Raw genomic sequence first — 13,024 nt, forward strand, 5'->3', positions numbered from 1 at the left:
GATGAAAACGATCCCCTTTAACGTACCCCCTCAGGTCGGGACCGAGCTGGAATATATGCGCCAGGCGATGGCCAACAACAAGATCTGCGGCGACGGGCCGTTTACCCGGCGCTGCGACGCCTGGATGGAACAGCGGTTCCATGCCCCCAAGGTTCTTCTGACCACAAGCGGCACCACGGCGCTGGAAATGGCGGCGCTGATGTGCGGCTTTGAGCCGGGGGATGAGGTGATCCTGCCCAGCTATACCTTCTCTTCCAGTGCCACGGCGTTTGTCCTGGCCGGTGCCAGACTGGTCTTTGTGGACATCCGCCCCGACACGATGAATATTGATGAGACCAAGATCGAGCCCGCCATCACCGAAAAAACCAAGGCGATCTGCGTCATGCACTACGCCGGCGTGGCCTGCGAGATGGATACCATCATGGAGATTGCCCGCCGCCATCACCTGATGGTCGTCGAGGATGCGGCCCAGGGCGTCATGAGCAGCTATAAAGGCCGGGCACTCGGAACCATCGGCGATTTCGGATGCTATTCTTTCCATGAGACCAAGAACTTCTCGATGGGGGAGGGCGGCGCCCTGGTCATCCGTGATCCCGAGTACATCACCAAGGCCGAGATCCTGCGGGAAAAGGGCACCAACCGCGCCAGTTTCCTCCGCGGCCAGGTGGACAAGTATACCTGGGTCTCCTACGGTTCCAGCTACCTGCCCAGCGACTTGAACGCCGCCTATCTCTGGGCGCAGCTCGAACAGGCCGACAAGATCAGCGCGGACCGTACCCGCAGCTGGAACCGGTACTATACGGCGCTGACCCCGCTGGCACAGGCCGGACTGCTGGAACTGCCCACCGTGCCGGAAGGCTGCGTCCATAACGGGCACCTGTTCTACATCAAACTGCGTGACCTCGGTCAGCGCACGGCTTTCATTGCCTACCTCAAGGTTCACGGCGTGTCCTCGGTCTTCCATTATGTGCCGCTGCACAGCGCCCCCGCCGGCCTCAAATACGGTCGCTTTGACGGGGAGGATGTCTATACCACCAAGGAGAGCAACCGACTGGCCCGTCTGCCGCTCTACTACGGTCTGACCGATGAGGACATCGACTATGTGGTGGATACCATCAAATCCTTCTTCAACTACCAGGCATAACGGAACTTTTTTACACCGGAATTCTCCAAAGCCCCGGACACCGATTGTGTGTCCGGGGCTTTTTTTGACGGTGGGATCAGCGGATTTTTTTCTCCAATTAACATTCTTCAATGAAATGAAGTGGGGAGCGATGATATAATTGAAAAAATAGGATGGTTTCTGCCTTTTCCGGCCCCGCAGTGACGATCCAAAATCCCACCATCTGACAGCGACAGGAGTGTGATAGCCAAGACACAGACTACAGAAAATCGAGAAAAGGAGATTAGATGATGAAAAAAACGAACTGCTCCCGCACACTGATCCTGGGCTTTACGGTTGCATGCCTGTTCGGAACCATGCTGGCCACCCAGGCAGCCGCCCAGACGGCTTCGGGTCCCGTGGAACTGAACGAGACCAACTTCCCGGATGAAGTATTCCGGGAATATATCCAGAAGCATTTTGATCGGAATGATGACCTGGTCCTGTCGGCAGAAGAAATTGATGCCATTACCCAACTGGATATCGCATTCTTCAGCGGGAGTACATCACTGCAGGGAATTGAATTCTTCTCCAATCTGCAGTCTCTGGATTGTGAGAACTCTTTCACAGGGGAAAAAATCACGAGTCTGGATGTCAGCAAGAATACAAAACTCCAGTACCTGAATTGCCGGGGAACCGACATTTCCAGTCTGGATGTCAGCAACAATCCGGATCTGCGGGAATTGAATTGTGTTGCTACCGATCTGACAGAACTCGATGTGAGCCACAATAAAAATCTGGTGAAGCTGGAATGCTGGTCCACCGGAATTGCCAGAGTGGACGTCAGCCAGAATGACAAGCTCGAGGATCTCGAAACCGGCTGGAGCCTGGCCCTCGTGGAAGTCAACCTGGGACAGAAGGAATACCTGACCAAATTTGCCTGCAATCGCAGCAATATGACCTCGGTGGACCTGAGCGGATGCCCGGCTCTCAAATCCCTGGTCTGCTGGGAATCCGAGATCAGCTCTCTGGATCTGAGCCACAACCCGAACCTTGAAGCACTGTGGTGTTACGATACCAACATCCTGTTCCTCGACCTCACCCACAATCCCAAGCTGCAGGATCTCGGTGCAGATTCCGGTGTGACCTTGACGGGACTGAAACATGACGCACTGGCCGTGGCGTTGGAAGGCAGCCACCAGCTGCCCAACGTCGACAGCTCTGTCTATCCGATAAAAGTCATTGAGATGGCCGGCACGTCCTTCTGCCTGCCGGAGCAGGTCCCGGGGCTGGAAGTGTCGAAAATTTCCGAGGTGACGCTGACCAATGGTGCCACCTGGAATGAACAGACCGGCACCATCGAGAATATCAGCGACAGCACGGATGTCAGCTACCTTTATACGACAGACGCCGTGAATTCCGAGACCGGTGCGCCCATCCAGGGCAGGATTCAGTTCCAGATCAAGAGTACCGGCGAACTGCAAAACGGCTGGGTGATGGAAGACGGTGTGCCGTACTGGTACGAAAACGGCGTGAAACAGGGCACCGAAGGCCGTGGCAAAGAGATTCATGACCCCGATACGGATGCCTGGTATTGGCTGGATGCGACACAGGGCGGCGCCAAGACCGTCAACAAGGACGTGTACCAGGAATCCGAGGCCGGTCAGTGGGCGGATCGCCCGGACGGAACCGGCAAATGGGTCCGTTACGATGAGAACGGTCACATGGTCAAGGGCTGGCAGACCACCGACAGCGGACTCTACTATTTTGACCCTGTCTATGGAACGATGGCCAAAGGCGAAGCCGTCATTGACGGGAAAGCCTGTTACTTTGACCCGGTAACCGGCATCGGTGCGAATAAAGTCTGGGTGGAGATTGACGGGAACGAATACTGGTATGAGAATGCGGTCCGCCAGGGCTATGATCCGCAGGATGCCAACTTCCGTGGCAAGGAAATCTATGATCCCGCCAGTGACGCCTGGTATTGGCTGGATAACATTGATGAAGGAAAGAAAGCGGTCAGCAAGGATGTTTACCAGGAATCCGAGGCCGGCCAGTGGGCGGACCGTCCGGACGGAACCGGCAAATGGGTCCGTTACGATGAGAACGGCCACATGGTCAAGGGCTGGCAGACCACGGAAAACGGAACCTACTATTTTGATCCCCAGTATGGAACCATGGCCAAAGGGGAAGCCGTCATTGACGGGGTCTCGCACTACTTTGATCCCGTCACCGGTGCCATGCAGTCCTGAACGATAGAGAAAGCTGCTTCACACCGGCGGCGCTTCCATCGCATACAGAATCAAAGCCCGGTTCCCGACGCAACGGTTCGGGAACCGGGCTTTTGTCATGCCGCCGAGAAGCTGATGTCCACACTGCCCATCGAACAGTGTACGCGGATGGTCTTTTCACTGCCGTTGTCAATCGACTGGCTGCCGTGACTGCCGGCATAGGATTGCTCTCCCACCTGGATATGTCCCATCTCGTAGGACAGGTCGTAGTTGAACGCGGCGGGGTCACCGTCCAGTTCCAGGCTTGTCTCCCCCTGGGTGTGCTCCACCTCGGCACCGGAGGTCACGCTGCCCGAAAAACGCAGCGTACCCTGCCCGCAGCTGACCGACAACTCTTCGGTGTCCAGATCTTCAGCATCAAGGCTGCCGCCGGTCGAGGAAAGCGTGATGCGGCTGAAGGTCATCTCCTGCGGCACGGTCACCACAACCGGCTCACCGGTGCCAAAGGCAGTGACCGTGTATACACCGTCCGCAAAGGTGGCTTCACAGGCGTCTGCTCCCTCCGAAATCCCGAAGGCTTCCCCGCGGATGATCTGCAGGGCACCGGACTGCACCATGCAGTTCAGGTCCGCTGTCTCCCCGGAGCTGCCGTCCGGCGCTGCGGTTGCAGTCTCCCGGGACTCACTTGGCGCGCCGGCCTCCGGGGCACCGGTCTGCCGGGAGAGCAGCGCCGTACCGAGCAGCACCACGGCCGCTGACAAAAGGACAATCACAATTCCACTGAGCCTGTTCATCAAAAACACTCCTTCCTGGATTGCGCGGTGCGACAGATTTTTAACAAGAAAAAAACCTCCGCAGCCGCAGCGGAGGCCAAAGAAACCCGTGCCCGGGTCCGGATGCTTCACTTGTCAGGGTCCGGCCGCAGACTGCCTCCGGGGTCTGCGGCCGGACCTAAAAAATTGCCGCGAACAGCAAGACTGTTCGCGGCATTCTGGTGCCGGTGATGGGGGTCGAACCCATACGGTGTCACCACCAACGGATTTTGAGTCCGTCTCGTCTGCCAATTCCAACACACCGGCAAAAATTACTCAATCAGTATACTCCCAAAATGTAAAAAAATCAACCCTTATTTTCGGCGGGCGCCTTGACAAGGCGGTGGGAATCCCGTATCATAGGGGTAAGCAAAGGGGAGTAGCTGGCATCTCTCCCGTGGGGATGCCTGCAGACCACGTCAGTACGGCGAACGGCCCGTGGACTGTATGAAACAAGCAAGACCTTTGCCGCCGGAGGCGATCAGTCCTTCGACGGCAGGGGTCTTTTTCTTTTGCGATGTGCGGCCGTTCAGAACATTCAGAAAGGAAACGTGCTATGGAGGAACTGTTCGCAAATGTTTTCAACCTGCAATGGCAGCAGGTTGTGATGTGGGTCATCGGCGGGGCGCTGATCTGGCTGGCCATCAAGAAAGAGATGGAACCCTCGCTGCTGCTGCCCATGGGATTCGGTGCCATTCTGGTCAATCTGCCGCTGTCCGGCGCCGTCACCCAGAACCTCGAGACCGGCACCGAGGTCGGCGCTTTGGATGTGCTGTTTGATGCGGGAATTTCCAATGAACTGTTCCCGCTGCTGCTCTTCATCGGCATCGGCGCGATGATCGACTTCACGCCGCTGCTCTCCAATCCCAAGCTGATGATCTTCGGTGCGGCGGCTCAGTTCGGCATTTTCTTCACGCTCTGCATGGCAGCCCTGCTCGGCTTTGACCTCAAGGATGCGGCGTCCATTGCGGTCATCGGCGCCGCCGACGGTCCCACCTCGATCTTTGTTGCCAATTTCCTGGAATCCAACTACCTGGGCGCGATCATTGTCGCGGCCTACTCCTATATGGCGCTGGTCCCCATCATCCAGCCCCCGGTGATCCGTCTGATCACCACCAAGCAGGAACGCCTGATCCGGATGCCCTATGCGCAGAATGATGTCAGCAAGACGGCCAAAATTCTGTTCCCCATTGTGATCACCGTCATTGCCGGCATCTTTGTGCCGCGCAGTGTCGCGCTGGTCGGCTTCCTGATGTTCGGCAACCTGATCCGGGAATGCGGCGTGCTGGACAGCCTGTCCGAAACCGCCCAGAAAGTGCTCGCCAACCTGATCACGCTGATGCTCGGCCTGACCGTGGCTTCCCGGATGCGCGCCGAGTACTTCCTCACGCCCGAAACGCTGATGATCCTCGGCCTAGGCCTGATCGCCTTCATCTTTGATACGGTGGGCGGCGTTCTGGTGGCCAAGGTTTACAACATCTTCGCCCGGACCAAAATCAATCCGATGATCGGTGCGGCCGGTATCTCGGCGTTCCCGATGTCCGCCCGCGTCATCAACAAGATGGGCCTGCAGGAGGATAACCAGAACTTCCTGCTCATGCATGCGGTGGGCGTCAACGTTTCGGGTCAGATTGCCTCGGTCATTGCCGGCGGCATGATCCTGACGCTGTTCGGCTGATCGGCGGTACAGAAAGGAGCTTGATGATATGATGAATCTCGAACTGTTCTGGCAGGTTCTGCCCAAGGCCGGCATCGGCTGGATGGGCGTGTTTATCGTGACGCTGATTATTGTGGCCATGGTGGAGGCCCTGGAACATTTCAGCGGCGGAAAGAAGTAAAAATCCCTGCTTTGCGGGGGGAATACGCCAAATGTTTATTGACAAACGCCATTTGAAAAGGTAAAATGAGGACAACCGCAATCGCCCGGAATGCCGTACGGAGGAGCCGCCATGCAGCAAAAGGAAGAAGAATTGCTGCGCAGAGCTCAGGCGGGGGAGGAAAGTGCCCTTGCCGCCCTGATCGCCCGGATGATGCCTGCCATCCGCAAAGGAGCTGCCGGTGCCGTTGCACCGGGCCTGGACTTTGAGGATGCCGTGCAGGAGGGCCTGATCGGTCTGTTCAAGGCGGTCCGCGGTTATGATCCCGACAAAAAGGTGCCGTTTGCCTCGTATGCTGCCGCCTGCATTGCCAACGCGCAGCAGGATGCACGACGCCGCGCAACCCGCAAAAAGCATGCGCCGCTCAACGACAGCGTTCCGCTTCCGGAGGATTCTGCGGCACCCGGACCGGAGGAACTGGCCATTGCCAGCGAACGCCATGCAGCGGTCCTGCACCGGATCGAAACGGATCTTTCCCCCCTGGAACGGGACGCCCTGCTGGCCAGTCTCGAAGGCAGCACCGTTGCCCAGACGGCCCGGACGCTGGGCTGTTCCCCCAAGGCGGTGGAAAATGCGCTTTCCCGTGCGCGCAGGAAGCTGCGGAGCACAGCGTAAGGCTTTCTTTAGGATTCAGGCAGATCTGCCTGGTCATATATAAATCTGCCCCAAGTAGCTTAGCAATCAGTTCATTGGTGAACCCAAGCGTTGGTTGAAATTCTTCCGCGGGCAATTAAACAAAGAGGAGATACCCACTATGTACGAAGACAAGACTTTGGTATGCAAAGATTGCGGCAAAGAGTTCGTTTGGACCGCCGGCGAGCAGGAATTCTACGCCAGCCGTGGTTTCGAGAACCAGCCCCAGCGCTGCAAGGCATGCCGCGATGCCCGCAAGAATGCCACCCGCGGCGAGCGTCAGATGTTTGACGCCGTCTGCGCCAGCTGCGGCAAGGCCTGCAAGGTTCCCTTCCAGCCTCGTGAGGACCGCCCGGTCTACTGCAGCGAGTGCTTCGCCAAGATGAAGCAGAACTGATTGTAACTGAATTCATCTGTGAACGCCGTTCCCTCCAAAAAGGGAGCGGCGTTTTTTGTTCATATTGACTAAAGTTGCGACAAAAATACAAAAAATCCTCTCTTCTGCAACTTTCGCGACGAATGTTGACACACTGCACCGGGCATGGTAAAATAATAAAAATTATGTGAGAGGGGACCGGTGTGCCATGGTGCGGTGCCGTGCAGTACAGAATGCATGCGAAAAAATCCACGGTGCAGTGTTTCTCCCCGCACTGCGCAAGAAGATTTGATTTAACTTTTCCTTTAGGGGAAAAGTTATTTTTTTGCCCGTGCGGTCGGGAAAGCGGCATTCCGTTCCCAGGCGACGATCGATTCCGAAGGAGGACCAACCGCCATGCTGATTCAAAACGCAAAGGACTTTGAAGGCCAGGTGTATGACTACCTGATCCGTGACGGCAAGATCAAGGCGATGGGTGTCGGCCTGCTTCCCGGCGACGAGGAAGTGCTCGATGCAAAAGGGCTGACCATCCTGCCGGCGTTCCTGGATACCCACTGTCACTGGCGCACGCCCGGCTATGAATATAAAGAAGACATCGCCACCGGTTCGGCAGCGGCCGCCGCGGGCGGATATACCTATGTCAACCTGATGCCCAACACCAAGCCGGTCTGCTCGGATGCCGAGATTGCCCACGCCGTGGAGGCCAAGGCCCGCGAGATCGGGCTGTGCGATGTGAACCAGACGGTTTCCATCACGAAAAACTTTGACGGCCATACCATCGACCACCTGCTTTCTCTGCCCGAGGATGTCCGCTTTATCACCGAGGACGGCAACGGCGTCATGAACAACGCCACAATGGCGCGCGTCTTTGCGATTGCGGCGGAACGCGGCCTGACCGTCATGTCCCATGCGGAGGACCGGGAGATCAGCCCCTGGGACTACCGTTTGGCCGAGAATATCGAGACGGTGCGCAACTGCCACCTGGCCGAGTATTACGGCACTCGGCTGCATATGTGCCATGTCTCCACCCGCGAAGCCGTCGATATGGTCCGGCAGAGCCGCCGCCGCGGCGCCCGGGTCACCTGCGAGGTGACGCCGCACCATCTGTGGTTTGACGACTCCCGCCTGCAGTATAAGGTCAATCCCCCCATCCGCAAAGCCGACGATGTGGCGGCGCTGGTGGAGGCGATCAAGGACGGCACGGTGAGCTGCATCGGCACTGACCATGCCCCCCACTCGGCCGAGGACAAGGCCAAGGGTGCCGCCGGCATGGTGGGCCTCGAAACGGCCTTTGCCGTCTGCTATACAAAACTCTGCCGGATGGAAGGCCTTCCGCTCGAACTGCTCAGCTTCCTGATGAGCTCCGGCCCCGCCCAGATTCTGGGGGTGGACGACCGCAAGGGCCGTCTGGCGCCGGGCTATGACGCCGACATTGTCCTGGTGGAGACCGAACAGATGTTCACCGTGCATGCCGATGCGCTGCACAGCAAGAGCAAGAACTGCCCCTATGACGGGGAAAACCTGTATGGAAAAATCATGCTGACCCTCAAGGGCGGCAAGGTAACCTATCGCGCGGAAAACTAAGGAGGAAGAAACCATGACCAATATGGATAAACTGTACGCCAGTGTGGCGGCCAACGGCCCGGTGTGCGTCGGTCTGGATACCGAGTTCAGCTATCTGCCCGAGGACTTCGTGGACAGCACCAAAACGCCCGGTGAGAACGTGGTGGCGTTCAACCGCCGCCTGATCGATGCGACCCGCTCGGCCGCCGGCTGCTACAAGGTTCAGATTGCCTACTATGAGTCGCTGGGCCTGGACGGTATGCGCGCCTACGCCGAAACGCTGCGGATGGCCCGCGCCACCGGCCTGCCGGTGATTGCCGACATCAAGCGCGGCGATATTGCCAAGACGGCCGAGATGTACGCCAAGGCGCACTTTACCGGCGATTTTGAGGCGGACCTCATCACGCTGGCTCCCTATATGGGTCTGGATTCCATCCGTCCCTACCTGCCGTACTGCGCCGAGCAGGGCAAAGGCGTCTTTGTGCTCTGCCGCACCTCCAACCCCGGCGCGATGGATTTTGAGTACAAGAAGCTGGAAGACGGCCGCCATGTGTATGATCTGGTGGCGGACAGCCTGACCGAGATGGGCCGGGAGTATACCGGCGAGTCCGGCTACTCCAGCATCGGTCTGGTCATCGGCGGCACCCACACCGAGGAAGCCACCGAGATCCGTGCGGCCTATCCCAATACCTTCTTCCTGATCCCCGGCTACGGGGCGCAGGGCGGCAAGGCAGCGGACATCGCCCAGTATCTGAACAAGGGCAACGGCGGCGTCGTCAACTCCAGCCGCGGCATCTTGCTCGCATACCGCAAACAGCCCGGCATCGCCTTTGATGAGGCGGCCTATCGGGAATGTGTACGCATGAGGGAGGACATTCAGGGTGAGTGCAATAAGCTGTAAGACCGAGGTGCTGGACCGCAAAGTGCTGACGGAGGACATTCGCAGCCTGACGGTGGACTGGTCCTTCGAGGATCATGAGCCCCATGCCGGACAGTTCTTCATGCTCCGCGCCTGGGCGCCGAACGAGACCCCCATTCTGTCCCGCCCCATCAGCGTGCGGGACTATGATCCCGAGACGGGCCGCCTGACCTTCCTGTATCAGGTCAAAGGGGAGGGGACCCGCAAACTGGCCGCGCTGGAACCCGGCGACGAACTGACGGTGACCGGCCCCTGCGGCAACGGGTTCGATGCGGCCGCTGCCGACAAGGCGGCGGATACCAAGGGCATCGCCGTTGTGGGCGGCGGCATCGGCACGGCGCCGCTGCTGCAGCTCTGCAAGGAACTGGCACAGCTGGCCTGCCGGCCCGACCTGTACTGCGGTTTCCGGGATGAACCCTATGGCCTGGATGAGTTCCTGCCCTACTGCCGGACCATCAACATTGCCACCGACTCCGGCGCGGTGGGCTACCATGGCCTTGTCACCGGGATTCTGCATCCCGAACAGTATGCGATGGTGCTGACCTGCGGCCCCACGGTGATGATGCGCGGGGTCTACAAACTCTGCGCCGAGCACGGCGTTCCCTGCTATGCCAGTCTGGAACGCAAGATGGCCTGCGGCCTCGGCGCCTGCCTGGGCTGCACCTGCCAGACCAAGGTGGGCCCCAAGACCGTCTGCCGTGACGGCCCGGTTTTCCCGGCGGAGGAGGTGTTTGACTGATGGCAGATCTGCGTGTGAATCTTTTCGGCCGTCAGCTGGCCGGCCCCGTGATCGCGGCGTCCGGCACCTTCGGCTTCGGCCCCGAATATGCCGACATCGAGGACCTGACCCGTCTGGGCGGTATCTCCGGCAAGGGACTGACGCTGTACGGCCAGCCCGGTAACCCCGGCGAGCGTCTGCTCGAAACGCCTTCCGGCCTGATGAACTCCATCGGCCTGCAGAACCCCGGTGTGGAGCATTTCATCCGGCATGAGCTGCCTGCCATGAAGCAGTGCGGCACCTCGGTGTGGGCCAACCTCGGCGGCCATACCGTTGAGGAAAATGTGGAGGGTGTCCGGATGCTCTGCGAAGCGGGTGTGGATGTGCTGGAACTCAACATCAGCTGTCCCAACGTCAAGCAGGGCGGTCTGGCCTTCGGCATCCGTGCCGTGGACGCCGAACAGGTGGTCTCGGCGGTGCGGGGCGTCTGCACCGTTCCGCTCGTCGTCAAACTCAGCCCCCAGGCCGAAAACCTGCCCGATATGTGCCGCGCGGTGGAAGCCGCCGGTGCCGACGGCATCAGCCTCTGCAACACCTTCCAGGCGTGCGCCATCGACCTCGAAAAGCGCCGCCCGGTGTTTGACAATATCTTTGCCGGCCTCTCCGGCCCGGCCATCCGTCCCATCGCCCTGCGCATGGTGTGGCAGGCGGTGGGCGCCGTCAAGATTCCGGTCATCGGGCTCGGCGGTATCCTGACCGGCGCCGATGCGCTGGAATTCATCATGGCCGGTGCCGCCGCCGTTCAGGTCGGCACCGCCAACTTCCTGGACCCGACGGCCTGCGTGCGCATCACCCGGGAGATCGGTGAGTGGATGGACGCCCACGGCGTCGCCACGCTGGACGAGATCCGCGGCTGTGCCCGGAACTGAATTTTTATACTGAAATATTGAAAAAATATACAAATTGTGCTATATTGAATCAGCAAATTACGGAGGGAACAACCATGGCAAGAGAAGCAATCGAAGTTCTGAAGGAATGTGAAGCATTTTTGGAGGGGCATTTTCTGCTCTCTTCGGGCCGCCATTCCGGCGCCTACTGCCAGATGGCCTATCTGCAGCAGTATCCTGACAAGTGTGCCGAAGTCATGACCGCCGTCGCGGACAAGCTGCGCGATCAGCAGATCGACGTCATCGTGGGACCGGCCATGGGCGGCATCGTCTATGCCTACGAGCTGGGCCGTCAGCTGGGCAAGCGCGCGATCTTCACCGAGCGCGTGGACAATGTGATGACGCTCAAGCGCTTTGCGATCCATCCCGGTGAGCGCTGCATCATTGCCGAGGACGTTGTGACCACCGGTATCTCCAGCCTGGAGACCAAGCGTGTCATCGAGGAAGCCGGCGGCATCTGCCTGGGCATCACCTGCGTGGTGGACCGCACCCGCCCCGAAGCTCCCTCTCCGATTCCCATTCTGGCCAGCGCGCTGAAGCTGGATCTGCCCAACTATGCGCCGGAGGAGTGCCCGCTGTGCAAGGAGGGCAAACTGCCGCTGGTGCACCTGGGCAGCCGCAAGATGAAGCAGGCCGCCAAGCAGACGCTGTAAGGCAGCGTTCATGGAAAATGTAAGAAGGACAGAAGCAACACCAAGGATTGCGAGGCAACACATGCAGGCATTTCTGATATTGGCCAACGGCAAGATCCTGAGCGGCAAGAGCATCGGCTGCCCGGGAACCACCGTCGGGGAAGTCGTTTTTGCGACCGGCATGGTCGGCTTTGAGGAAACCCTCACCGACCCCAGCTACTACGGTCAGATCATCACCCAGACCTATCCGCTCATCGGCAACTACGGCATGAACAGCCAGGACAAGGAGAGCGACCGGATCTGGGCCAAAGGATATATTGTGCGGGAGGCGTGCACAACGCCGTCCAACTTCCGCAGTGAAGAGACGCTGGACACCTTCCTGAAGGAGAACGGCATCATCGGCATCGAGGGCATTGATACCCGTGACCTGACCCGTACCCTGCGGGAGAGCGGTGTCATGAACGGTGCCATCACCACCGAATTTGATCCCCGCACCGAGCCTGACCGTCTGGCAGCGCTCATGCCCGAAATCAAGCGCTATGCGGTGGTCGGCGCCGTGGACGCCGTCACCTGCACCGAACCCAAGTGCTTCGCCCCCACGGCGGGCGTGGCGGAAGGGGAGGAGCCGCTGCATATTGCGCTGCTCGACCTGGGCTGCAAGAAAAACATTGTGCGGTGCCTGACCAAGCGCGGCTGCCGTGTGACGGTGCTGCCCGGCCATACGACGGCGGCGGAGCTGTCCGCTCTGGCGCCGGACGGACTCATGCTCTCCAACGGTCCCGGAGACCCGGCCGAGAACGTGCAGATCATCCAGAACATCCGTGAAATGCTGGAAACCGGCATCCCTGCCTTCGGCATCTGCCTGGGCCATCAGCTGACCGCGCTGGCGGCCGGCGCCAAGACCGCCAAGATGAAGTACGGTCACCGCGGTGCCAACCAGCCTGTCACGGATTTCGCGATGGAGCGCACCTTCATCACCAGCCAGAACCACGGCTATGCGGTTCTGGGCGATACGCTGCCTGCCGGTGTCGGCCGGGTCAGCCATGTGAACGCCAATGACAAGACCTGCGAGGGCATTGAATACCTGCAGTGGAACTGCTTTACCGTGCAGTTCCATCCCGAAGCCAACGGCGGTCCCAAGGACACCGAGTTCCTGTTCGACCGTTTCCTGCAGAATGTCCGCCGCATCAACCGTGTGAAAGGGGGCCGCTGAG

General features: G+C 59.3%; 13 protein-coding genes and 1 tRNA gene. 12 read left to right on the forward strand and 2 right to left on the reverse strand.

Features of this window, described 5'->3' with window-relative positions; all coding sequences use genetic code 11:
* Position 1 precedes the first annotated feature (1 nt).
* Both rffA and U0L91_RS02300 read left to right on the forward strand, forming a co-directional pair.
* On the forward strand, positions 2 to 1,144 hold the full coding sequence (gene rffA, locus U0L91_RS02295) for a dTDP-4-amino-4,6-dideoxygalactose transaminase (protein ID WP_330044544.1): 1,143 nt from the start codon (positions 2 to 4) through the stop codon (positions 1,142 to 1,144).
* Positions 1,145 to 1,413: 269 nt separating this feature from the next.
* Complete coding sequence (locus tag U0L91_RS02300; RefSeq protein ID WP_330044545.1) at positions 1,414 to 3,354, forward strand: hypothetical protein; 1,941 nt, start codon at positions 1,414 to 1,416, stop codon at positions 3,352 to 3,354.
* Positions 3,355 to 3,449: 95 nt separating this feature from the next.
* Here the strand turns inward: U0L91_RS02300 and U0L91_RS02305 are convergent, their stop codons facing one another.
* Both U0L91_RS02305 and U0L91_RS02310 read right to left on the reverse strand, forming a co-directional pair.
* On the reverse strand, positions 3,450 to 4,127 hold the full coding sequence (locus U0L91_RS02305; protein WP_330044546.1) for a DUF4097 family beta strand repeat-containing protein: 678 nt from the start codon (positions 4,125 to 4,127) through the stop codon (positions 3,450 to 3,452).
* Between the two features lie 198 nt (positions 4,128 to 4,325).
* Positions 4,326 to 4,412: transfer RNA gene (locus tag U0L91_RS02310), tRNA-Leu, on the reverse strand.
* Between the two features lie 289 nt (positions 4,413 to 4,701).
* Here U0L91_RS02310 and U0L91_RS02315 point away from each other — a divergent pair.
* The 10 genes from U0L91_RS02315 (at position 4,702) to carA (ending at position 13,023) form a co-directional block, all read left to right on the forward strand.
* Positions 4,702 to 5,823, forward strand: coding sequence for a sodium ion-translocating decarboxylase subunit beta (locus tag U0L91_RS02315; protein ID WP_330044547.1), 1,122 nt, complete (start codon positions 4,702 to 4,704; stop codon positions 5,821 to 5,823).
* A 28-nt stretch (positions 5,824 to 5,851) separates the two neighbouring features.
* Entirely contained in the window at positions 5,852 to 5,983 is a 132-nt protein-coding gene (locus tag U0L91_RS02320) for a hypothetical protein (RefSeq protein WP_330044550.1), read from the forward strand.
* Positions 5,984 to 6,094: 111 nt separating this feature from the next.
* Entirely contained in the window at positions 6,095 to 6,637 is a 543-nt protein-coding gene (locus tag U0L91_RS02325) for a sigma-70 family RNA polymerase sigma factor (RefSeq protein ID WP_330044552.1), read from the forward strand.
* 139 nt (positions 6,638 to 6,776) lie between these two features.
* Entirely contained in the window at positions 6,777 to 7,052 is a 276-nt protein-coding gene (locus U0L91_RS02330) for a zinc-ribbon domain containing protein (RefSeq protein ID WP_320865368.1), read from the forward strand.
* 375 nt (positions 7,053 to 7,427) lie between these two features.
* Positions 7,428 to 8,615 carry a dihydroorotase gene (locus U0L91_RS02335; RefSeq protein WP_330044557.1) on the forward strand — a complete coding sequence of 396 codons (1,188 nt, stop codon included), beginning with the start codon at positions 7,428 to 7,430 and terminating at the stop codon, positions 8,613 to 8,615.
* A gap of 13 nt (positions 8,616 to 8,628) precedes the next feature.
* Positions 8,629 to 9,495, forward strand: a complete 867-nt coding sequence (pyrF, locus tag U0L91_RS02340) for an orotidine-5'-phosphate decarboxylase (protein WP_330044558.1) — start codon at positions 8,629 to 8,631, stop codon at positions 9,493 to 9,495.
* Positions 9,476 to 10,252, forward strand: a complete 777-nt coding sequence (locus U0L91_RS02345) for a dihydroorotate dehydrogenase electron transfer subunit (RefSeq protein ID WP_330044560.1) — start codon at positions 9,476 to 9,478, stop codon at positions 10,250 to 10,252. Before pyrF ends, U0L91_RS02345 begins: the two co-directional genes overlap by 20 nt.
* Entirely contained in the window at positions 10,252 to 11,160 is a 909-nt protein-coding gene (locus U0L91_RS02350) for a dihydroorotate dehydrogenase (RefSeq protein WP_330044562.1), read from the forward strand. The genes U0L91_RS02345 and U0L91_RS02350 overlap by 1 nt, the downstream gene beginning before the upstream one ends.
* A gap of 74 nt (positions 11,161 to 11,234) precedes the next feature.
* Complete coding sequence (gene pyrE, locus U0L91_RS02355; RefSeq protein ID WP_330044564.1) at positions 11,235 to 11,831, forward strand: orotate phosphoribosyltransferase; 597 nt, start codon at positions 11,235 to 11,237, stop codon at positions 11,829 to 11,831.
* Positions 11,832 to 11,892: 61 nt separating this feature from the next.
* Positions 11,893 to 13,023: a glutamine-hydrolyzing carbamoyl-phosphate synthase small subunit gene (gene carA, locus U0L91_RS02360; RefSeq protein ID WP_330044566.1), complete on the forward strand. Its 1,131-nt coding sequence runs from the start codon at positions 11,893 to 11,895 to the stop codon at positions 13,021 to 13,023.
* Position 13,024 lies beyond the last annotated feature (1 nt).

Source organism: Gemmiger sp. (assembly GCF_036306485.1).
Lineage (GTDB): Bacteria > Bacillota > Clostridia > Oscillospirales > Ruminococcaceae > Gemmiger.